General features: G+C 69.5%; 19 protein-coding genes. 9 read left to right on the top strand and 10 right to left on the bottom strand.

Annotated features, from left to right (window positions below):
• Positions 1-8: 8 nt before the first annotated feature.
• Positions 9-623 carry a TetR/AcrR family transcriptional regulator C-terminal ligand-binding domain-containing protein gene (locus OHU89_RS40395; RefSeq protein ID WP_405650053.1) on the bottom strand — a complete coding sequence of 205 codons (615 nt, stop codon included), beginning with the start codon at positions 621-623 and terminating at the stop codon, positions 9-11.
• 224 nt (positions 624-847) lie between these two features.
• Between OHU89_RS40395 and OHU89_RS40390 the strand changes: the two genes are divergently transcribed.
• Together OHU89_RS40390 and OHU89_RS40385 are read left to right on the top strand one after the other, a co-directional pair.
• Positions 848-1,693: a phosphatase PAP2 family protein gene (locus tag OHU89_RS40390; protein WP_405650051.1), complete on the top strand. Its 846-nt coding sequence runs from the start codon at positions 848-850 to the stop codon at positions 1,691-1,693.
• Complete coding sequence (locus OHU89_RS40385) at positions 1,690-2,697, top strand: hypothetical protein (protein WP_405650049.1); 1,008 nt, start codon at positions 1,690-1,692, stop codon at positions 2,695-2,697. Before OHU89_RS40390 ends, OHU89_RS40385 begins: the two co-directional genes overlap by 4 nt.
• Positions 2,698-2,713: 16 nt before the next feature.
• Here the strand turns inward: OHU89_RS40385 and OHU89_RS40380 are convergent, their stop codons facing one another.
• Positions 2,714-4,765, bottom strand: coding sequence for a phosphocholine-specific phospholipase C (locus OHU89_RS40380; protein WP_405650047.1), 2,052 nt, complete (start codon positions 4,763-4,765; stop codon positions 2,714-2,716).
• Positions 4,766-5,131: 366 nt separating this feature from the next.
• Here OHU89_RS40380 and OHU89_RS40375 point away from each other — a divergent pair, with 366 nt between their 5' ends.
• The 3 genes from OHU89_RS40375 to OHU89_RS40365 are packed head-to-tail and all read left to right on the top strand — an operon-like array spanning position 5,132 to position 7,307.
• Positions 5,132-6,205, top strand: a complete 1,074-nt coding sequence (locus OHU89_RS40375; RefSeq protein WP_405650045.1) for a Rieske 2Fe-2S domain-containing protein — start codon at positions 5,132-5,134, stop codon at positions 6,203-6,205.
• The gene (locus tag OHU89_RS40370; protein ID WP_266885683.1) at positions 6,202-6,372 is read left to right on the top strand and encodes a hypothetical protein; all 171 of its coding nucleotides are present in this window, start codon (positions 6,202-6,204) and stop codon (positions 6,370-6,372) included. Before OHU89_RS40375 ends, OHU89_RS40370 begins: the two co-directional genes overlap by 4 nt.
• Entirely contained in the window at positions 6,369-7,307 is a 939-nt protein-coding gene (locus OHU89_RS40365) for a PDR/VanB family oxidoreductase (RefSeq protein WP_405650043.1), read from the top strand. Before OHU89_RS40370 ends, OHU89_RS40365 begins: the two co-directional genes overlap by 4 nt.
• On the opposite strand, the gene OHU89_RS40360 is transcribed toward OHU89_RS40365, so the two are convergent.
• Positions 7,222-8,076 (bottom strand): IclR family transcriptional regulator C-terminal domain-containing protein, encoded by an 855-nt coding sequence (locus tag OHU89_RS40360; RefSeq protein WP_405650041.1) that lies wholly within the window; start codon positions 8,074-8,076, stop codon positions 7,222-7,224. The two genes, OHU89_RS40365 and OHU89_RS40360, sit on opposite strands and share 86 nt — an antisense overlap.
• Before the next feature lie 146 nt (positions 8,077-8,222).
• On the opposite strand from OHU89_RS40360, the gene OHU89_RS40355 reads away from it, so the two are divergent.
• The 4 genes from OHU89_RS40355 to OHU89_RS40340 are packed head-to-tail and all read left to right on the top strand — an operon-like array spanning position 8,223 to position 11,570.
• On the top strand, positions 8,223-9,191 hold the full coding sequence (locus tag OHU89_RS40355; protein WP_405650039.1) for an ABC transporter substrate-binding protein: 969 nt from the start codon (positions 8,223-8,225) through the stop codon (positions 9,189-9,191).
• Complete coding sequence (locus OHU89_RS40350) at positions 9,188-9,961, top strand: ABC transporter permease (RefSeq protein WP_405650037.1); 774 nt, start codon at positions 9,188-9,190, stop codon at positions 9,959-9,961. Before OHU89_RS40355 ends, OHU89_RS40350 begins: the two co-directional genes overlap by 4 nt.
• Complete coding sequence (locus OHU89_RS40345) at positions 9,925-10,737, top strand: ABC transporter permease (RefSeq protein WP_405650035.1); 813 nt, start codon at positions 9,925-9,927, stop codon at positions 10,735-10,737. Before OHU89_RS40350 ends, OHU89_RS40345 begins: the two co-directional genes overlap by 37 nt.
• Before the next feature lie 20 nt (positions 10,738-10,757).
• On the top strand, positions 10,758-11,570 hold the full coding sequence (locus OHU89_RS40340) for an ABC transporter ATP-binding protein (RefSeq protein ID WP_405650033.1): 813 nt from the start codon (positions 10,758-10,760) through the stop codon (positions 11,568-11,570).
• On the opposite strand, the gene OHU89_RS40335 is transcribed toward OHU89_RS40340, so the two are convergent.
• The 7 genes from OHU89_RS40335 to OHU89_RS40305 all read right to left on the bottom strand — a co-directional run bounded on the left by OHU89_RS40335 (position 11,539) and on the right by OHU89_RS40305 (position 20,466).
• Entirely contained in the window at positions 11,539-13,680 is a 2,142-nt protein-coding gene (locus tag OHU89_RS40335) for a discoidin domain-containing protein (RefSeq protein ID WP_405650032.1), read from the bottom strand. The genes OHU89_RS40340 and OHU89_RS40335 overlap by 32 nt on opposite strands.
• Positions 13,681-13,758: 78 nt before the next feature.
• Entirely contained in the window at positions 13,759-15,342 is a 1,584-nt protein-coding gene (locus OHU89_RS40330; RefSeq protein WP_405650030.1) for a glycoside hydrolase family 13 protein, read from the bottom strand.
• A gap of 33 nt (positions 15,343-15,375) precedes the next feature.
• Positions 15,376-16,236 (bottom strand): carbohydrate ABC transporter permease, encoded by an 861-nt coding sequence (locus tag OHU89_RS40325; RefSeq protein ID WP_405650028.1) that lies wholly within the window; start codon positions 16,234-16,236, stop codon positions 15,376-15,378.
• Positions 16,233-17,192, bottom strand: coding sequence for a carbohydrate ABC transporter permease (locus OHU89_RS40320; RefSeq protein WP_405650026.1), 960 nt, complete (start codon positions 17,190-17,192; stop codon positions 16,233-16,235). Before OHU89_RS40320 ends, OHU89_RS40325 begins: the two co-directional genes overlap by 4 nt.
• A gap of 5 nt (positions 17,193-17,197) precedes the next feature.
• Positions 17,198-18,544: an ABC transporter substrate-binding protein gene (locus OHU89_RS40315; RefSeq protein WP_405650025.1), complete on the bottom strand. Its 1,347-nt coding sequence runs from the start codon at positions 18,542-18,544 to the stop codon at positions 17,198-17,200.
• A gap of 146 nt (positions 18,545-18,690) precedes the next feature.
• Positions 18,691-19,686: a LacI family DNA-binding transcriptional regulator gene (locus OHU89_RS40310; protein WP_405650023.1), complete on the bottom strand. Its 996-nt coding sequence runs from the start codon at positions 19,684-19,686 to the stop codon at positions 18,691-18,693.
• 84 nt (positions 19,687-19,770) lie between these two features.
• Positions 19,771-20,466, bottom strand: coding sequence for a GntR family transcriptional regulator (locus OHU89_RS40305; RefSeq protein ID WP_266885698.1), 696 nt, complete (start codon positions 20,464-20,466; stop codon positions 19,771-19,773).
• Between the last annotated feature and the right edge of the window lie 48 nt (positions 20,467-20,514).

Here is a 20,514-nt window from a genome sequence, read left to right as displayed (position 1 = left end):
CCTGGGTCTCAGGTGAGCCCCAGTGCGGGCAGTACCGCGGCCTCCACGAAGCAGACCAGGTAGCTCGGATCGGCGTACTCCCCGTCCACGATGGGCCGCGCCCGGATCACGCCGAACATCTGGGCCGGGATGTACTCCAGGGCCGGATGCCCGGCGGCGACCTCGCCCCGGTCGACCCCGCGCTGGAGGATCTCCTTCAGCGACGCGATCTCCGGGTCGACGAGCGCCTCCCGCAGTGCCTTCGCCAGCTCCGGGTCCTGCGTGACGGCGTGTCCGAGGGCCTGGAGCAGCTTGGTGTCACTACTCGACCAGCGGCCCGCGGCCCGCGCCACCTCGCGCAAGTCGTCCGCAAGCGATCCTGTATCGATGCCGTCGAACTTCGACTGGCGCCGGGACCGCAGCGCGGCCACCACGAACTGCGGCTTGGTCTTCCACTGCCGGTAGAGCGTGGACTTGCTGCACCGGGTGCTGGCGGCGACACCCTCCATGGTCACGGCCTCATAGCCGCATTCGCGGACCTGTTCGAGCACTGCGTCGTAGAACTCCTGCTCACGCTCGGGCGTGATTTTGGAGCGGCGCGAGGCGGCGACCGTCTCCGGTCCGTCCGCGGCCTGCGACGTCATCGGCTCTTCTCCTCGTTCGACTGGGGCTTGAGCGACTTCATACAAGGTGGTGCGGGGCTGCTTCCAGTGTGGCGTACGCCTATCGATACGTGAGTGTACCGGTACACGACCGTATCGGTACACTGGCGTATCGGTACGCACCCGTATCGATGAGCGCGATGAGTTCGCCGCACCAGTCGAGTCACAAGCTCAGCCCGCACCACCGTCAGCGAAGGGGCCGGGGGATGAATGCCCGCACCGAGCCTGCAGAAGCGGAGATCCGCGCCATAACGCGGCCGCCGCTCGTCCGTGAGCTCCTGCTCGTCGCAGGACTCTTCCTCGTCTACAAGTTCGGCCGTCAGCCGGCGACCGGCCACACCGGCGAAGCGTTCCGCAACGCCCACCGCGTATGGGACCTGGAACGAGCCGTCCACCTGCCCGGCGAGGGCGACGTACAGAATCTGCTGCTGCACGGCGACACTCTCGTGCACATCGCCAACACCTACTACGCCACGATCCATTTCCCGGCCACCGCGGCCTTCCTGGTCTGGCTCTATCTGCGTCGGCCGACGCACTACGTCTGGGCCCGCCGGGTGCTGGCCGCCGTCACCGGTGCCGCACTCGTGGTGCACCTGGTCTTCCCGCTCGCCCCGCCGCGCATGCTCGCCGCGACGGGCCTGGTGGACACCGCGCGCGAATACGGACCGTCGGTGTACGGCCCGCCGCAGACCGACCACCTGTCGAACCAGTTCGCGGCGATGCCGTCGCTGCACTTCGGCTGGGCCCTGATGGTGGCGATCGGACTGATCGTGGCGACCCGGTCGCGCTGGCGCTGGCTGTGGCTGCTGCATCCGCTGCTGACGCTGACGGTGATCGTCGGTACCGCGAACCACTACTGGCTCGACGCGATCGTGGCGGCGGCCATGCTCGGCATCGCGCTCGCCGTGATCCTCCCCCGGACTTCGTCCGGGGGGACCCCCATCTCGCTTCGCTCGCCGCGGCGCACGGCGACGCCCGCGGGGCAGCCTCCCGAAGCTCAGGAAAATCCGGCGCCGGTCGAGGAGAACGTCCTGGTCGGAGCAGGCCGATGAGCGCCACCGCCCTCGCCGTCGTCCTGTCCCTGTTCTCCGCCGTCGCCTACGCGGGCGCGGCCGTCGCCCAGGAGCGGCTGGCCTCGCGCAACCCCGGTTCGGGGATGCTGCGGCTGCTGGGCTCGGGCGCCTGGTGGTGGTCCGTCGCCCTCAACGCCTCCGCCGCGCTGCTGCACGTGGTGGCCCTGAAGTACGGCCCGCTGACCGTGGTCCAGCCGCTCGGCGCGCTCACCCTGGTCGCCGCGGTGCCCATGGGCGCGCGGGTCGCCGGGCGGCGGGTCAGTGCGACGGAGTGGCGGGGTACGGCGTACACCCTGATCGGCCTGGCCGCGATCCTCGTCACGGCGTCCGGGCCGGCGCCCGACGACGTGCTCAGCATGCCGGAGGCGGTGGCGGTCGCCGGTGTGACGGCCGCGGTGATCGGCCTGCTGGCGCGCCGGGGCAGCCGTCCCGGACTGCGCCACGCGTCCGGGTCCGGCTTCGCCTCCGGGGTCGCCTCGGCGCTCACCCAGACCGTGACGGTGGCCGCGACCGACCGCTCGGACTCCCTGCTGAGCGTGCAGGTCATCGGTGTCGCGCTGCTCGTCGCGGCGTTCGCGGCGGGCGGTCTGCTGCTGTCCCAGGTCGCCTACCGGGGCGGCCTCGGCGCTCCGCTGGCGGTGGTGACCCTGGCGAATCCGGTGGCGGCCGCGGTCATCGGACTGTCACTGCTGGGCGAACGCCTCCAGGGCGGCGCGTCGGGCATCCTCCTCGCACTGGCCGGGGCGGGACTCTCGGCGTGGGGTGTGGTGCTGCTGAGCCGGGTGGCGCCGGACGTGGTGGCGGTGGAACAGGCGCACGACGACGTGGTCGCGGCGGATCAGCCGCACGACGACGGCATCACGGTCTCCGATGCGGAGCACCCTGTCGCGGCAGTCCTGGCGCTGGAGGCCGCGAAGGTACCGCCCGAGTCGGTGCTGATGCCCCGGCAGCCCGGCCAACCGGGGCACCTCACACCGTTCTGACCTGCGCGGTTCCGGCCTACGCGGTGATGATCGCCGGGTCGCTCACCCCGGGCCGCCCGTTCTCGACGTGCCCGGCGAACCTCCGCAGGAACGCCGGGTCGGTGTCTGACGTGACGGTCAGGTCGTACCAGCGCCTGCTCCCCGCGAGGTCCACGCAGTGCCTGACGGTGGTGCCGGGCCGCACGGTGAGGGTGCGGGTGCGACCGCCGTAGCCGCTGGTGACCTTGAGCCGGGCCGTTCTGGCGCCCTTGTTGGTGAAGGTCAGCTCGACGTCGTCACCGGTGTGCCGTGCGGTGATCTCGGGTCCGGCCGCCTCGTTCGCACCCTTGAAGGAGCGCACAAAGCCGTTCGGTCCGTGCACGGTCAGGTCGTACGAGCCGCCGGAGTACGCCGAGTTCCAGGTGTCCGCGATCGTCTTGCCGGCCTCCGTGGTGTAGGTCCACGGGCCGTCCGTGCGGTTGCCGGAGGTGACGTGGAAGGCGGCACCGGCCTTGGCACCGGAGGCGAAGCTCAGCGTGACCTTGCCGGCCGCCGCGTCCACGGAACCGTCCACGTGCGGGGCGTACTTGAGCGGGCGGGACGGACGCAGACCGCGCTCCTGCTTCGGCATGTCCGGGTCTGCCGGCGGCGTCGGCCGGTAGTCGGGGTGCCGCTCACGGTCCTGCGGCTCGTACTCGTCCGTCTCCGGCAGCGCGGCGGGGCGGCTGTCCTTGCGGGAGAAGTCGAAGGCCGAGGTCAGGTCGCCGCAGATGGCCCGGCGCCAGGGCGAGATGTTCGTCTCCTTGACGCCGAAGCGGCGCTCCATGAACCGCAGGATCGAGGTGTGGTCCAGGGTCTCGGAGTTGACGTAACCGCCCTTGCTCCACGGCGAGACGACCAGCATCGGTACCCGGGGGCCGAGGCCGTAGGGGCCCGCCGGGCGGTTGCCGTCGCCGGGGTAGAGGTCGAGCGAGACGTCGACGGTCGACTTGCCCTGCGCCGCGGACTTCGGCGGCAGCGGCGGCACCACGTGGTCGAAGAAGCCGTCGTTCTCGTCGAAGGTGATGAACAGGGCCGTCTTCGACCAGACCTCCGGGTTGGAGGTGAGGGCGTCGAGGACCTGCGCTATGTACCAGGCTCCGTAGTTCGAGGGCCAGTTGGAGTGCTCGGAGAAGGCCTCCGGGGCGGCGATCCAGGAGATCTGGGGCAGCGTGCCGGCTTTGACGTCGGCCTTCAGCCGGTCGAAGTAGCCGTCGCCGTTCTTGGCGTCGGTGCCGGTGCGGGCCTTGTCGTACCAGGGGTCGCCGGGCTGGGCGTTGCGGTACTTGTTGAAGTAGAGCAGCGAGTTGTCGCCGTAGTTGCCCCGGTAGGCGTCCGCGATCCAGCCCCAGGAGCCCGCCGCGTCCAGGCCGTCGCCGATGTCCTGGTAGATCTTCCACGAGACGCCGGCCTGCTCCAGACGCTCGGGGTAGGTCGTCCAGCCGTAGCCGAGCTCGTCGTTGCCCATGACCGGGCCGCCGCCGGTGCCGTCGTTGCCGGTGTACCCCGTCCACAGGTAGTAGCGGTTCGGGTCGGTCGAGCCGATGAACGAGCAGTGGTAGGCGTCGCAGACGGTGAAGGCGTCGGCGAGGGCGTAGTGGAAGGGGATGTCCTCACGGGTCAGGTACGCCATCGTCGTGGTGCCCTTCGCCGGCACCCACTTGTCGTACTTGCCGCCGTTGTAGGCCTGCTGGCCGTCGGTCCAGCCGTGCGGCAGACCCTCCAGGAACTGCATGCCCAGGTCGTCGGCTTCCGGGTGGAAGGGCAGGACGTCCTTGGTGCCGTCGGACTGGTGCCAGATCGACCTGCCGTTCTCGTGCTTCACCGGGCGCGGGTCGCCGAAGCCGCGAACGCCCCGCAACGCGCCGAAGTAGTGATCGAAGGAGCGGTTCTCCTGCATCAGGACGACGATGTGCTCCATGTCCTCGATCGACCCCGTGCGATGGTTCGCCGGGAGCGCGGCGGCGCGCTGGATGCTGCTCGACAGCGCGGTGAACGCCGAGGTGGCGCCCGCGAGTTGAAGGAACCTGCGCCGATTGACTTCGGGCATGGGTGGGTACTGCCTCTCATCCAGGGGTGCGGATGGCCGGAACATGACGGAATGCGCGCGCTGCGAGTGTTCCAAGGGCACCAAACGTCAGGGAAGGGTCCGGTGGCGCTCGTGTGAAAGTCAGCGGTACGGGAGGTGCGCCGGGGCGGGTGCCCGGGGATGGGGCGCGGTGCCGCCGTCCGGCCGCACCCCCGCGAGGGGCCGGGGCGGCTGAGTCGCTTGCCGCCTCCTGCCTGACCTGCCTTTCCACGGAACGTCTTCCGCCTGACAGAAGCCGCCTTGCCGAGCCCCCGTACACCTCACGAACCTGGGTCCAACCACGGCACGCGGGGCGACGGCGCCTCGCCGACAGGGACGGGAACTGCCATGCCGCACATGACCGCTTTTGCCAGGAATCAGTGGTACGTCGCCGCCTACAGCCACGAGGTGGGCCGCGAGGAGCTCCTCGGCCGGACGATCCTCGGTGAGCCGCTCGTGTTCTACCGGACCGAGGAGGAGGGCACGCCCGTCGCGCTGGCCGACCGCTGTGTGCACCGCCGGTTCCCGCTGCACGAGAAGCCGAGCCGGCTCGACGGTGACCGGATCGTGTGCGGGTACCACGGGTTCACGTACGACACGACGGGCACGTGCGTGTACGTGCCGGGGCAGAAACGCGTCCCGCGTACGGCGCGCGTCGCCTCGTACCCGATCGCCGAGCTGGACTCCCTGATCTGGGTGTGGATCGGCGACCCGGCCCTCGCCGACCCCGACACCATTCCGCGCGCCAGGCACCTGGACTCCCCCGGCTGGACGACCGTGCGCGGCATGGAGCCCATCGACGCCGACTACGGGCTCCTCGTCGACAACCTCCTCGACCTCTCCCACGAGACGTATCTGCACGGCGGCTACATCGGGACCCCCGAGGTCGCCGAGACGCCGATCACGACCGAGGTCGACGAGGGCGCGGGGATCGTCCGGGTGAGCCGGCACATGGACGATGCCGAGTGCCCGCCGTTCTACGCCAAGTCCACCGGCATAGAAGGCCGGATCACCCGCTGGCAGGACATCGAGTACAGCGCGCCCTGTCTGTATCTGCTCCACAGCCGCGTCGCCCCCGTCGGTGTGGTGCCCGAGGAGGACGGCAGCGACCCGAACGGCTTCCACACCGAGGTGACGTACGCGATCACGCCGTCCTCCGACGGCAAGGTGTACGACTTCTGGATGGTCTCGCGCGACTGGGCGACCGAGGACCACGAGGTCACCGAGTTCCTGCGGAAGAACAACCACACCGTCGTCATGCAGGATGTGGACGCGCTCAACCTGCTGCAGAGGACGCTCGGCACCGAGCGGACGGGGTACCAGGAACTCAGCATCAACATCGACACCGGCGGCCTGGCCGCCCGCCGTATCCTCGCCCGGCTGGTCGAGGAGGGCGCCAAGCCCGTGGAGAAGGTCCAGTGAGCAGTCCGACGGGAGAGATCTACCGCATCGACTGGCTGCCCGGCACGGACGTGCTGCACGGCACCTGTCACTGCGGCCGCGAGCACACCTCGCAGGACCCGATCGAGATGTGGGAGTGGATGCTCGCCCACCCGCAAGGACACGAGCCGCGAGGAAACACTTCATGAGTGACGTGTACGAGGCCGAACTCGTCGTCGGCGAACGGGAGTCCGCGGCCGACGGCGTGCTCGCCCTCACCCTGCGCCACCCCCTCGGCGAGCAGCTCCCGGCCTGGGAGCCCGGCGGCCACATCGACGTCGTGCTCGGCCCCGGACTCGAACGCCAGTACTCCCTGTGCGGCGACCCGGCCGACCGCACCGCCTGGCGGATCGCCGTACTCCGCGAGCCGGACGGACGCGGCGGATCCGCCCATGTGCACGAGCAGTTGAGGCAGGGCGACAAGGTGCGGGTGCGCGGGCCCCGCAATCACTTCGCCCTCGAGCCCGCGCCCCGCTACCGGTTCATCGCGGGCGGCATCGGCATCACGCCCATCCTGCCGATGCTGGCGGAAGCGGAGTCCCGGGGCGTGGAGTGGACCCTGCTGTACGGCGGACGCACCCGCAACTCCATCGCGTTCACCGAGGAGTTGGGCCGCTACGGCGACCGGGTGACCGTAGCGCCGCAGGACGAGACCGGGTTGCTCGACCTCGCGTCGGTGCTCGACGACGTCCCCGAGGGCACGCTCGTCTACTGCTGCGGCCCGGGTCCCCTGCTGGACGCGGTGGAGGCGCGCTGCCCGGCCGGGGTGCTGCGCCTGGAACGGTTCACGCCGAAGGAGCAGGAGACCGGCGAGAACACTGAGTTCGAGGTCGAGTTGGCGCAGAGCGGCCGGACGGTGACCGTACCGGCGGACGTCTCCGTGCTGGACGCCGTGCGCGGCGCCGGTGTGGAGGTGCTCTTCTCCTGCACCGAGGGCACCTGCGGGACGTGCGAGACCGATGTCCTCGAAGGAGCCCCGGACCACCGGGACTCGGTGCTCACGGACGCGGAGCGGGAGGCCGGGGAGACGATGATGATCTGTGTGTCCCGGTGTCGGGGGAAGCGGCTCGTCCTCGACCTGTAGCCATCCGCAGGTCCCGCTCGATCGCGGCGACCGTGTCCAGCAGATGCGGCAGCAGATCACGGCGGACCGACGCCACGGTGTTGCGGCTGGCGTGCACCGGGATGTTCACCGCCGCCACCACCTCGCCGCCCCGGTCCCGCACCGGGGCGGCGACCGAGCGCAGCCCCTCCTCCAACTCCTGGTCGACGACGGCGTATCCGCGCGCCCACACCTTCTCGAGCTCGGCGCGCAGCAGGTCCGCGTCGGTGATCGTGCGCGAGGTCAGGGGATGGAGGTCGGCCCGTGCCAGTCTCGATTCCCGTTCCTCGTCCGGTAGATGGGCGAGGATCACCCGGCCCACCGACGTGACGTATGCCGGGAAGCGGGTCCCTACGGTGATCGCGGCCGTCATGATGCGGCGCGCCGGCACCCGGGCGACGTACACGATGTCGTCCCCGTCGAGTACGCACAGGGACGACGACTCCCTTGTGCGGTCGACCAGTTGCTCCAGATGCGGTTCGGCGATCTGCGCCAGCGAGAAGCCCGCGAGATAGGAGTAGCCGAGTTCCAGCACGCGTGGCGTGAGCCGGAACGCCCGGCCGTCGGCGTGCACGTATCCGAGGTCGACGAGCGTGAGCAGGAATCGTCGGGCCGCCGCGCGGGTCAGTCCGCAGGTGCGCGCGACCTCGGCGAGCGTCAGTTCGGGGTGGTCCGCGTCGAATGCGCGGATCACGGCGAGGCCCCGCTCGAAGGAGCGGACGAAGTGCGGGGCGCGGGCTGTTGCAGGCATCGTCGCCTCCACCTCAACAACTGTCAACAATATTGTCAGCCAAAGGCGTTGACCGCAGAGAACAAAAACTCTACCTTTCGCACTGTGCACTATTGTGCGCTGTGCGCACACCCTATCGGAACAATGAAGTCTGCGCAGGAGGAGCCATGCGTCGTCTGCTCACCGCTCTGGCGGCCGGAGCATTCCTGGTCACCGTGTCGGCCTGTGGCTCGTCCGGGGACAGCACGGGGTCGGACAAGTCGTCGTCCGGCGGCACCACCAAGGTCAAGGTCGGCGTGATCCCCATCGTCGACGTCGCCCCGCTCTATCTGGGGCAGGAAAAGGGCTTCTTCAAGAAGCAGGGTCTGGAGCTGGAGGTCTCGCTCGCGCAGGGCGGCGCGGCGATCGTGCCCGCCGTCGCCAGCGGCCAGTACCAGTTCGGCTTCTCCAACTCGACCTCGCTGATGGTCGCCCAGTCCAACAACGTTCCCGTGAAGGTCGTTTCCAACGGCATCGCCTCAACGGGCGTGCAGGGCAAGGACTTCGGCGCCCTCACCGTGAAGGGCGACAGCTCGGTCAAGTCGGCCGACCAGCTGGAGGGCAAGAAGGTCGCCATCAACACCCTGAAGAACATCAACGAGACCGCGGTGCGCGAGTCGGTGCGCAAGGCGGGCGGCGACCCGGACAAGGTGAAGTTCGTCGAGCTCGCCTTCGACCAGATGCCGGCCGCCCTCGACAGCGGGCAGATCGACGCGGCCATGGTGGTCGAGCCGGCCCTCGCGACCGTGAAGAGCCAGGGCGCCCGGGAGATCGCCTCGCCCCTCGTGGACGTCGCCCCCAACCTCACCGTGGCGATGTACTTCACGTCGACGTCGTACGAGCAGCAGAACGCGGCCGTCGTGAAGAAGTTCCGGACCGCCCTCGCCGAGTCGCTCGCCTACGCGGACGCCCACCCGGACGAGGCCCGCCAGATCGTCACCACGTACACGAAGATCCCGGCGGCCGTACTGGCGAAGGTCACCCTGCCCGCATGGCCGGCCGACCCGGACCGTGCCTCACTCGACGCGCTGCAGAAGCTCGGCCAGGACGACGGCCTCTTCAAGACGGCACCCGACCTGGACAAGCTGCTGCCGTGAGAGGACTCAACATCGTTCTCGGCGCCGCCGGACTCGCGGCCTTCCTCGCCCTGGGTGAGGCGGTGCCGCGGCTCGGCCTCGTCAAAGAAGCCTACTTCCCGCCGACCAGCCGTATCGCCGACGCCCTCGGCACCGAGCTCTCCGACGACACCTTCTGGACGGCACTCGGCGACACCCTCACCGGCTGGGCGCTGGGCCTGCTCATCGCCTCGACGGCGGGCATCGTCCTCGGCGTCGCCATCGCGGTGGTGCCGTACCTGCGCGAGACCACGGCCTCCACGATCGAGTTCCTGCGCCCGATCCCCTCGGTCGCCCTGATCCCGCTCGCGGTGCTGATGTACGGCACCGAACTGCGCTCGGTGCTGCTGCTCGTCGTGTACGCCTCGTTCTGGCAGGTGCTCATCCAGGTCCTGTACGGCGTCCAGGACGTCGACCCGGTCGCCGAGGAGACGGCACGGTCCTACGGTCTCGGACCCTGGGCACGGGTCCGGCACGTCCTGTGGCCGACCGCGCTGCCGTATGTCATGACCGGCATCCGGCTGGCCGCCGCCGTCGCCCTGATCCTCGCCATCACCGCCGAACTCGTCATCGGGGCACCGGGGTTGGGCGCCCGCATCGCGGTCGCGCAGAACTCCCAGGCGGTACCGGAGATGTACGCGCTGATCGTGGTGACCGGTGTGCTGGGACTCCTCATCAACGTGGGCGCGCGTACCGTGGAGCGGCGGGCCCTGGCATGGCATCAGTCGGTGCGCGGGGAGGTGGCGGTGTGAAGGGCGTTCTGCTGCGGCTGTTCTTCGTGCTCGCGCTGCCCGCGCTGCTGTTCACGATCTGGTGGTTCGCGTCCGACGGCAGTACCGACGTGTTCTGGCCGCCCCTGCGGACCATTCTGCAGACCTTCCCGGACGTGTGGACGGGCGAGCGGTTCAAGGACGACGTGCTGCCCAGCGTGCTGCGGCTCTTGGCCGGGTACGCCGTCGCCGCCGTCGTGGGGGTCGGCGTCGGCATGGTCATCGGCTCCTACCGGCGAGTGCGGGCGGTGTGCGAGCCGGTCCTGGAGTTCCTGCGGGCGGTGCCGCCGCCGGTCCTCGTCCCGGTCATCATGCTGTTCGCGGGCATCGACCACACGATGAAGATCGTCGTGATCGCCAGCGGCTGTGTCTGGCCGGTCCTGCTCAACACGGTCGAGGGGGTGCGCGCGGTGGACTCCGTGATGACGGAGACGGCCCGCTCGTACGGCATCACGGGCATCGCCCGCCTCAAGGACGTGGTGCTGCGCTCGGCCAGTCCGCAGATCTTCGCGGGGCTGCGGCAGGCCCTGTCGATCGGCATCATCCTCATGGTCATCAGCGAGATGTTCGCGGCCAGCGACGGCCTCGGCTTCACCGTCGTGCAGTTCCAGCGCAGTTTCGCGGTCCCCGAGATGTGGACCGGCATCCTCGTCCTCGGTCTGCTCGGCTTTGTGCTCTCCGTCGTCTTCCAGCTGGTCGAGCGGCGGGTCCTCGGCTGGTACCACGGTCTGCGGGCCTCGGCCAGGCGGTCCCCGTGACGCTCACGAAAGGGCGGTCCATGCTCGACATACGCGGCCTGCAGAAGGTCTACGAGGGGTCCGGGCGCCGCGTGGAGGCGGTGCGCGACCTCACCTTCACCGTCGAGGCGGGCGAACTCGTCTGCCTGGTCGGCCCGTCGGGCTGCGGCAAGACGACGCTGCTGAAGTGCATGGGCGGCCTCCTCGCGCCGACCGGCGGTGAAGTCCTGCTGGCGGGCAGGAAGGTGAACGGCCCGCCGCCCGGTATGGCGTTCGTCTTCCAGGAGTACGGGCGCAGCCTGTTCCCGTGGAAGCGGGTCGGCGAGAACGTCGAACTCCCCTTGAAGCAAAAGGCCTTGAGCAGGGAGCGGCGCCGGGAGCTGGTCGCCGACGCGCTGGAGTCAGTGGGTCTCGCGGACGCCGCCGGAGCGTATCCCTGGCAGCTGTCCGGCGGGATGCAGCAGCGGGTGGCGATCGCCCGCGCGCTGGCGTACGAGCCCGAAGTGCTGCTGATGGACGAGCCGTTCGCGGCCGTCGACGCCCAGACCCGCGCCGACCTGGAGGACCTGGTACGGCGGCTGTGGCGGGAGCGCGGCATCACCATCCTGTTCGTCACCCACGACATCGACGAGGCGGTGTACCTGGGCGAGCGGGTGATCGTGCTGTCCGCCTCCCCCACCGTCGTGCAGGAGCAGCTGAAGGTCGATCTCCCCGACGAGCGCGACCAGTTGCACACACGGGTGGCCCCGCGCTTCGCCGAGCTCCGGACCCATGTGTACGAGCAGATCCAGGCGGCGAAGCGCGGGGTCCCGCAGGACGCGCTCACGAAGTCGGATACGCCTCCACCTCACTGAACTGACCTGCGGGCCAGCCCGTGTTGGCGCTCACGGACAGGCGCAGGTAGCGAAGGCTCGTACTGCCGGGAAGGGAGATGGTGGCCGTGTTGCCGGTGGCGGGGTCGAAGCGGTAGCCCGCGGACCCCACGACCGTGGCGTAGGTCGAGCCATCGGTGCTGCCCAGCACCGTGATGGTCTGCGTACGTGCACCCCACGCGGAGGAGGGCGGCAGCTTCAGCACCAGCCGCCGTACGGTTTCCGTGGAGCCCAGGTCGACGGTCCAGGACTGCGGGAAGGCGTTGTTGGAGGACTCCCAGTAGCTGTTGGCGTCGCCGTCGACCGCCTTGCCCGGCGTGTAGACGTCCTGCGATCCGGTGGCGGTGGCCGGCCGGCCCTTGGCGAGGTTGCGGTTCGGGTCGGGGTCCGGGTTGCCCTGGCCGGGCTGCGGCCAGGTCGAGCAGTCCGACCAGGTGCTGCTCCAGCCGGAGTTGCCGCCGCCGTCGGTGAGGTTGAAGGTCCCGGAGCTCGCCGGATAGGGGCAGTTGTAGATGCCGGCGGCCCCGACGCCCGTCGCCGTGACGTTGTGGAAGGTGGCCGCGCCCTGGGCCTCCGCCTGCACCACGACCGTCCCCGTGTTGCGCACGGTGGCCCCGTCCACGGTGACATTGCGGACCGGGTACCCCTGTCCGCCGCCGGACACGAACTCGAAGGCGCTGTACGGGCTGTCGGTGATGGTCGTGTCGGTGATGGTGATGTTCGCGTTGATGGCGCTGTCGTAGGAGTCGACGCGCAACGCGCCCATCGGATGGTTCCAGTTGGGGTTCATCGCGCCGGTGCGCACCAGCGTGTTGCCGTCGACCGTGATGGTGCCGGACAGCGGGTGGAAGGGGTCGAGGAACTTCTGGTTGGAGATCGCGATGCCGCTGCCCAGGGCGTTGGTGTCGGAGATCAGGTTGTTCTTCACGGCGATGTCGGTGCCGCCGTAGATCGCGATGCCGTTGGCCAGGTTCGGCTGGCTGATGGTGTTGTTCTCGAAGCTGCTGTCGGTGTCCGGCGCGTACAGGGACCACATGGCGAGCGCGTCGTCGCCCTGGTTGCGCAGGAAGTTGTTGCGGACGCGGACGCCTCGGGCGTTGCCGTTGAGGTTGAGGCCGTCGGCCGTCATGTCGAGGAAGCGGTTGTTCTCGACGATGAGGTTGTCGTTGTTGCCCAGCAGCCAGAGGCCGACCTTGAGGTGCTGGAGCCACATGCCGGAGACGCTCGAGTTCGGGCCCAGTGATCCGTTGACGAAGTTGTCGGGGTTGGAGTCGACGCGCTCGGTGACCTCGCCGATGACCGCGAAGTTCTTGATGTGCACGCTGCCGGACGAACTGGACTGGTCGATGAAGCGGGAGGTGTGCACGACCGAGTGCCAGCTGCCCGCTCCCTGCAGGGTGACGTTCTGGACGCCGCTGAGCGCGGAGGTCAGCCTGTAGTCGCCCGGCGGGATCCAGACGACTCCTCCTTGGGCGGACGCGATGGCGTCCCGGAAGGCCGGTGTGGAGTCACCGTTGCCGCTCGGGTCGGCGCCCTTGGAGACGACGGACACGGATCCGGCGGGCTGTGCGGCGGCCGCGGCTATTTGCTCGAAGTCGGCCACGTCCACGGTCACCTGGGTGCCCGTGGACTGGAAGGCCACCTTGTCGCCGGCCTGTACGTTCTGGCCGAGCACCAGGCGTGCGTTGTCATAGAAGTGGTGGGTCCTGGCGCCCGGGATCCAGGGGGTGTCGACGTACGAGTACTTGGAGGTGACCGGGAGCGTCCGGGAGATCCGGGTGCCGTTGACGTACACGTCGAGCGTGCCCGACTGGCCGTCCGGGACGCTGTAGGCGAGGTTCACCGCGTTGGCCGCGCTCGGCACGGTGAACTCCACACGCTGCCCGGAGGTGATCCTCACGGCCTGGCGCCCCGACGCCTCCGAGGCGAGGGTGCCCTGTGTGTGGTCCGGGCCGATCTTCGAACCGGTCGTGGTCGCGGACTCCGCCTCGACCGAGGTGAACGGGAGCGTGGCACCGGCGGCCGCGTGCGCGGTGGGTGCGGTGGCGGTGAGCAGCCCGGCGGAGAGGGCCACCACCAAGGCTGCTGGCATGCCCCTGACAGTTCTGTGCATGTGCTGATCCCTTCGGAGTGGGGGTGCAAGGGGATAGCGGAGTGCGTGCGGCCGGGCTCAGATGCGGAGCCAGACCGCGGTGTCCCTCGGCAGACTGCCGTCCGTATGCAGTGGACCGCTGGCGAGGAGCAGTTCGGCGTGGGCGGGCAGCTCGGCGGGAGCGTCGGCCAGGTTCACCACGCACAGGACGGTGGCGCCCCGGGTGAAGGCGAGGACGCCCTCGGGTGCCGGGAGCCAGGCGAGCGGGCCGTCGCCGAGTGCGGGACGGAGGCGGATCGCCTCGCGGTAGAGGGCGAGCATGGAGGAGGGATCATCCTGCTGTCGGTCGACTGCATACGATGTCCAGTCGACCGGCTGCGGTAGCCACGGTGTCTCCCGTGACCCGAATCCCGCGTACGGCGCCTCGGCCGTCCACGGCAGCGGCACCCGGCATCCGTCGCGTCCCGGATCGACGCCGCCCGACCGGAAGTGCATCGGATCTTGTATGCGGTCGACGGGAACCTCCGCCTCGGAAAGGCCCAGCTCCTCCCCCTGGTACACGTAGACCGCCCCGGGCAGCGCCAGCGACAGCAGTGCGGCGGCGCGGGCGCGTCGGGTGCCGAGGGTGAGGTCGGTCGGGGTGCCGAAGGCCTTGGTGGCGAAGTCGAAGCCGGTGTCGGTACGGCCGTAGCGCGTCACCGTCCGGGTGACGTCGTGGTTGCACAGGACCCAGGTCGTGGGCGCCCCCACCGGGGCGTGCTCGGCGAGTGTCTCGTCGATGGACCGGCGCAGTCGCCGCGCGTCCCAGGGGCAGGTCATGAAGGAGAAGTTGAAGGCCGTGTGCAGTTCGTCGGGGCGCAGATAGCGGGCGAAGCGTTCGGTGTCGGGGAGCCAGACCTCGCCCACGAAGATGCCGTCGTACTCGTCGGCGATCGCGCGCCAGGAGCGGTAGACGGCGTGGAGTTCGTCCCGGTCGACGTACGGGTGCGGGTCGCGGCCCTCGACGAAGTCCGGCAGACGCGGGTCCTTGACCAGGAGGGCGGCTGAGTCGATGCGGACGCCTGCGACGCCCCGCTCGAACCAGAAGCGCAGGATGTCCTCGTGCTCCTGGCGGACCGCGGGGTGGGCCCAGTTGAGATCGGGCTGTTCGGGGGCGAAGAGATGCAGATACCAGTCGCCGTCGTCGAGGCGGCTCCAGGCCGGTCCGCCGAACTGTGACCGCCAGTCGTTGGGCGGGAGTTCGCCCTCCGCGCCGCGCCCGCGCCGGAAGTGGAACAGCTCGCGTCCGGGTCCGCCGGCCAGGGCGGCGCGGAACCAGGCGTGCTGGTCGGAGACGTGGTTGGGGACGATGTCGACGATGACGCGGATGCCCAGTTCGCGGGCCTCGGCGATCAGCTTCTCGGCCTCGGCGAGGGTGCCGAAGGCGGGGTCGATCGCGCGGTAGTCGGCGACGTCGTAGCCGCCGTCCTTCATCGGGGACAGGTACCAGGGGCTGAACCACAGGGCGTCCACGCCGAGTTCGGCGAGATACGGCAGTCTGGCGCGGACGCCGGCGAGGTCACCGGTGCCGTCGCCGTCGCCGTCCGCGAAGCTGCGGACGTAGACCTGGTAGATGACGGCGGAGCGCCACCACTCCTTCGGGGCATGGGTGGGCTGTCCCACTGAGCTTCCCTTTCTGTAGACGGGGCGTCGGCGTCAGCCCTTGGTGCTGCCCGCGCTGATCCCGGCGATGATGTGCCGCTGGAAGACCAGGAACAGGGCGACCATCGGGATGCTGGCGATCACCATCGCGGCGATGAGCACGGTCAGTTGGATGTTCTGGGACAGCTGCACGAGTGCCACGCTGATGGGTTGTTTGTCGGTGTCGGAGAAGACCATCAGCGGCCACAGGAAGTCCTGCCAGACGGCGACGAGCGCGAAGATCGACACCACCCCGAGGACCGGCCGTGACATCGGCAGCACGATCGACCACAGGATGCGCAGTTTTCCGGCGCCGTCGATCTCCGCGGCCTCCAGGACGTCGCGCGGGATCTGGTCGAAGAACCGCTTGAGCAGGTAGAGGTTGAAGGCGTTGGCAACGGCCGGGAGCCAGATGGCGAGAGGGTCGTTGAGCAGGCCCAGATCGGCCACGGTCAGGTACTTCGGCACCACCAGGGCCTGCGCCGGCACCATGAGGGTGGCCAGGATGCCGCCGAGGATCACCTTGCCGAAGACCGGGTTCAGCCTGGACAGCGCGTAGGCGGCGGCCGTGCACAGGACCAGCTGGAACGCCCAGGCACCGGCCGCCTGGACCACCGTGTTCCACAGGTGCTGGGGCAGTTGCATCAGGTCCCAGGCGTCGCGGTAGCCGTCCGGGTGCCACCGCTCCGGGACGAGGGTGGGCGGTGTCCGCGCCACCTCGTCCGGGGACTTCACCGCGCCGGTGACCATCCAGTAGACGGGGAAGAGGAAGGCGAGTGTGAAGAGCAGGACGACGCCCGTGAAGACGGTCCAGTACAGGGCCCTGCCGCGGGGGCGGGCCAGGGTCGCCGGGGAGACGAGGGTCCGGGTGCTCACGCGCCGTCCTCCTCTCCGGAGCGGGTCAGGCGCAGATACACGGCGGAGAAGGCCCCGAGCAGGATCAGGAGCATGACGCTCAGCGCGCAGGCGCCGCCGAAGTCGTTGTAGAGGAAGGCGTACTTGTAGATGAGGTAGAGGACGGTGACGGTGGCGTTCTCGGGGCCGCCGCCGGTGATGACGAACGGTTCGGTGAAGACCTGCATCGTCGCGATGATCTGAAGGAGCATCAGCATGAGGATGACGAAGCGGGTCTGGGGGATCGTCACATGGCGGATGCGCTGGAGGAGGCTCGCGCCGTCCAGCTCGGCGGCCTCGTACAGTTCGCCGGGGATGGACTGGAGCGCGGCCAGGTAGATCAGGACGGTGCCGCCCATGTTGGCCCAAGTGGCCACGATGACCAGGGAGATGAGGGCGGTGTCGGCGCCGTTGGACCAGTTCGAGGTGGGCAGGTGCAGGAACCGCAGCGCCTCGTTGGCGAGGCCGGTCCCGGGGTCGTAGAACCACTTCCACAGCAGGGCGCTGACCACCGGCGGGATCATCACGGGCAGATAGACCACGACTCGGAAGAAGGCCTTCGCGTGTCTCAGCTCGTTGAGCACCAGGGCGAGTACGAAGGGGATCGCGAAGCCGATCAGCAGGGCCAGCACGGTGAAGGTGAGGGTGTTGCGCCAGGCCGCCGTGAACTCCGGGTCGTGCCACACGCGGCTGAAGTTGTCGGTTCCGACCCACTCGGGTGACGAGCCCGGCGTGTACTTCTGGAAGGCGATCACGATGGCGCGGAGCGCCGGGTACCAGGAGAACACGGCGAAGCAGAGAAGGCCGCCGAGGAGGAAGGCGTGGGCTCGGAGTTGGTCGGTGCGGCGGCGCCGCCTCCGGTCCCCTGCCGGGGGCGGCGCCTTGACCGGTCGTACGGGGATCGTTTCGACCGGTCGTCGATGGGCCGTCCTGGTCATCGGGGTCAGCCCCGGGCCAGGATGCCGTCGATCTTCGCGGAGGCGTCCTTCAGGAGCCCGTCGATGTCGGCGTCCTTCTTGGTGAGGACGGCGGAGACGGCGCCGTCGAGGACGGAGTAGATCTGCTGGGCGTGCGGTGGCTCGATCTTCATGTCGAGGTCCTGGTTGCCGTCGAGGAAGGCCTGGTAGTTCTCCACCGGGACATTGGCGTTGGCCTTCTTGACCTGCTGGTCCTTGGTGTCGGCGGCGCCGGTGAACAGACGCGGTTCGGGGAGGCCGACCGGGGCGTCGCTCTTCTTGGCGCGGGCGTAGTCGCCGAGGAAGCCGTCTCCGGGGGTGAGGAACATGTGGTCGAGCCACTTCAGTCCGGCGCGGATCTGGGCGGGGCTCGCCTTCTTGCTGAACATGTAGCCGTCCCCGCCGATGAGCGTGCCCTGTCCGCCGGGCATGGGGGCGAGGGCGAGGTCCTGATACTCGCCGCCCTTCTCCTTCACCAGGATCGGGATGTTGTCGGGCGCGGAGAGGTACATGCCGAGCTTGCCCGAACCCATCATCTGCTGGACGTCGTTGATGACGAGGAGCTGCTTGCTGCCCATCGAGTCGTCGGTCCAGCGCATGTCGTGCAGGTTCTGGAGGACGGCCCGGCCCTCGGGGGTGTCGACGGTGGCCTTCTTGCCGTCGTCGCTCACGACGTCGCCGCCCTGGGAGTACAGCTCGGCGGTGAAGTGCCAACCGCCCTGGTTCTGGGCGCTGTAGTCGGCGTAGCCGACGGTGCCGTCGCCGAGGGCGGCGATCTTCTTGGCGGCGGCGCGGAGTTCGTCCCAGGTGGCCGGGGGCCGGTCGGGGTCGAGGCCGGCCTTCTCGAAGAGGGCGCGGTTGTAGATCAGCCCCATGGAGTAGCCGGTGCGCGGGATCCCGTAGACCTTGCCGTCGACCGTGTACACGTCCCTCAGCTGCTGCTGGATGGTGTCGTAGCTCTTCAACTCCTTGACGTACGACGTCAGATCAGCGGCCTGGTTGATGTCGACGACGTGCTTGGCGTCGGTGAAGTACGTGTAGAAGACGTCCTCCATCTGCCCGCCGGCGAGCTTGGCGTCGAAGGTCTTCGGGTCCTGGCAGGGGAAGGCGTCGTGGGTGACGACGTCGATGTCCGGGTTCTGCTTCTCGAAGGCGGCGACGTCCTCCTCGAAGAACGCCCGGTCGACCTTGGCGCTCTTGGGCGGCATGCAGTTGACCGTGATACGGGTCTTGCCGCTCCCCGAGTCGTCGTCCGACCCGCAGGCGGAGGCGGTGAGGACGAGGGAGCAGATGCTGAGCGCGACGAACGTACGGCGGAACCCGGTGCTTCTCATCGGTGGACCCCTCTGGGCATGAGCAAGGAGGGCACGGCGACGGGCGGAGCAAGCCCGCCGTGCTGGCGCCGCACACTCAAGCACCGGCGACATCTGTACGCAAGATGTCGCGCAGAATATGGAATTATTCGACAGGCGGGTGGATCTCAGCTACGAGGCGCCTGGGCCGTGGAGCCCCGGACCACCAGTTCCGGCTCGAAGAGCAACTCCTCCGGGGTCACGGACCCGCCGCCGATCTGTGTGTTCAGCAGTTCCACGGCCGCCCGGCCCATGGCCTCGATGGGCTGGCGGACCGTGGTCAGCGGGGGTTCCGTGCAGTTCATGAACGCGGAGTCGTCGTAGCCGACGACCGACACCTGCGCGGGGACCTGGAGTCCCTTGCGGCGGGCGGCCCGGACCGCGCCGAGGGCGAGCGGGTCGCTGGCGCAGATGATCCCGGTGACCCCCCGGTCGATCAGCCGGGAGGCGGCGGCATGACCGCCCTCGATGGAGAACATGGCCCGGGCGACATGCTCGTCGGGGAGCTCCCCCAGAGCGCGGGCGGCGGCGAGCTTGCGCGCCGACGGCACATGGTCGTCGGGTCCCAGCACCAGCCCGATGCGCTCATGGCCCAGCGAGGCGAGATGGCGCCAGGCCTGCTCGACGGCGACCGTGTCGTCGCAGGACACCCCGGGGAAGCCGAGGTCGGCGATGGACGCGTTGACGAGGACGACCGGGATGTTGCGGTCGGCCAGCAGCCGGTAGTGGTCGTGCGGGGCGTCGGCCTGGGCGTACAGGCCGCCGGCGAAGACGACGCCGGAGACCTGCTGCTGGAGCAGCAGCGCCACGTAGTCCGCCTCGGAGACGCCGCCCCTGGTCTGTGTGCACAGCACCGGGGTCAGGCTGAGCTGGGCCAGCGCCCCGCCGATGACCTCGGCGAACGCCGGGAAGATCGGGTTCTGCAGCTCGGGCAGCACGAGGCCCACGAGCCGCGCGCGCTCCCCGCGCAACTGTGTGGGCCTCTCGTAGCCGAGCACGTCCAGGGCGCTGAGCACCGCCTGGCGGGTGGTCTCGGAGACTCCGGGCTTGCCGTTGAGCACCCGGCTGACCGTGGCCTCGCTGACCCCGACCTTCTTCGCCACCTCGGCAAGTCGTCGCGTCATGCGCGCAAGAATAGCGCAAGAAACGCAAACGGCTTGCGTTCCTGTTGTCGGCCCTTGCGTGCTTTCCAGCGCTCCGGAGTGCCGCTACTTCGCCGCCCACAGACCGCGGACGTGCCCGAGGTGACGTGTCATCACTGCGCGCGTCGCCTGCTCGTCGCGTGCGATCAGCGCGTCGATGAGTTCGAGGTGCTCCTCGGCGGAGGCCAGCAGACGGCCGGCCTCGACCAGTGCCGTGAGCCCGTAGAGGCGGGACCGCTTGCGCAGGTCGCCGACGACCTCGACGAGATGGGCGTTGCCGGCGAGGGCGAGCAGGCCCAGGTGGAAGCGGGTGTCGGCCTCGACGTACGCCACGAGGTCGCCGGCCGCCGCGGCCCGCACGATCTCCCGGGCCGCCGGGCGCAGCGCCTCCAGCGAGACCGGGTCGGCGGTCCTGGCCAGCTCCGTCACCGTGGGGATCTCGATGAGCGCACGGATGTGGGTGTACTCGTCGAGCTGTCTGTCGGAGACGGCGGTGACCCGGAAGCCCTTGTTGGGGACGGTGTCGACCAGGCCCTCCTTGGCCAGGTCCAGCATCGCCTCGCGCACCGGCGTCGCCGAGACACCGAAGCGGGCTGCGAGGGTCGGCGCCGAGTACACCTCGCCGGGCAGCAGTTCACCGGCGACCAGTGCGGCCCGCAGGGCGTCGGCGACCCGTTCCCGGTAGCTGCTCTTCTTGCCGCCGAGAACGGGCAGGGCCGGGGCGGTGGCAGGGGTGGGGGCGCTGGTGCGCTGGGCAGCCATGAGGGCGGTCTCCTAGTGGTGCAATGTCACGCGACATCGTCATTATCG

The organism is Streptomyces sp. NBC_00019 (assembly GCF_045041015.1).
Classification (GTDB): Bacteria; Actinomycetota; Actinomycetes; order Streptomycetales; family Streptomycetaceae; genus Streptomyces.
This window is presented reverse-complemented; position numbering and strand designations above follow the sequence as displayed.

Bases quoted from the DNA above. Each gene is read 5' to 3' on its own strand.
- OHU89_RS40395 (WP_405650053.1), bottom strand. From the start codon at position 623: ATGACGTCGCAGGCCGCGGACGGACCGGAGACGGTCGCCGCCTCGCGC.
- OHU89_RS40390 (WP_405650051.1), top strand. From the start codon at position 848: ATGAATGCCCGCACCGAGCCTGCAGAAGCGGAGATCCGCGCCATAACG.
- OHU89_RS40385 (WP_405650049.1), top strand. From the start codon at position 1,690: ATGAGCGCCACCGCCCTCGCCGTCGTCCTGTCCCTGTTCTCCGCCGTC.
- OHU89_RS40380 (WP_405650047.1), bottom strand. From the start codon at position 4,765: ATGCCCGAAGTCAATCGGCGCAGGTTCCTTCAACTCGCGGGCGCCACC.
- OHU89_RS40375 (WP_405650045.1), top strand. From the start codon at position 5,132: ATGCCGCACATGACCGCTTTTGCCAGGAATCAGTGGTACGTCGCCGCC.
- OHU89_RS40365 (WP_405650043.1), top strand. From the start codon at position 6,369: ATGAGTGACGTGTACGAGGCCGAACTCGTCGTCGGCGAACGGGAGTCC.
- OHU89_RS40360 (WP_405650041.1), bottom strand. From the start codon at position 8,076: ATGCCTGCAACAGCCCGCGCCCCGCACTTCGTCCGCTCCTTCGAGCGG.
- OHU89_RS40355 (WP_405650039.1), top strand. From the start codon at position 8,223: ATGCGTCGTCTGCTCACCGCTCTGGCGGCCGGAGCATTCCTGGTCACC.
- OHU89_RS40345 (WP_405650035.1), top strand. From the start codon at position 9,925: ATGGCATCAGTCGGTGCGCGGGGAGGTGGCGGTGTGAAGGGCGTTCTG.
- OHU89_RS40340 (WP_405650033.1), top strand. From the start codon at position 10,758: ATGCTCGACATACGCGGCCTGCAGAAGGTCTACGAGGGGTCCGGGCGC.
- OHU89_RS40335 (WP_405650032.1), bottom strand. From the start codon at position 13,680: ATGCCAGCAGCCTTGGTGGTGGCCCTCTCCGCCGGGCTGCTCACCGCC.
- OHU89_RS40320 (WP_405650026.1), bottom strand. From the start codon at position 17,192: ATGACCAGGACGGCCCATCGACGACCGGTCGAAACGATCCCCGTACGA.
- OHU89_RS40315 (WP_405650025.1), bottom strand. From the start codon at position 18,544: ATGAGAAGCACCGGGTTCCGCCGTACGTTCGTCGCGCTCAGCATCTGC.
- OHU89_RS40310 (WP_405650023.1), bottom strand. From the start codon at position 19,686: ATGACGCGACGACTTGCCGAGGTGGCGAAGAAGGTCGGGGTCAGCGAG.
- OHU89_RS40305 (WP_266885698.1), bottom strand. From the start codon at position 20,466: ATGGCTGCCCAGCGCACCAGCGCCCCCACCCCTGCCACCGCCCCGGCC.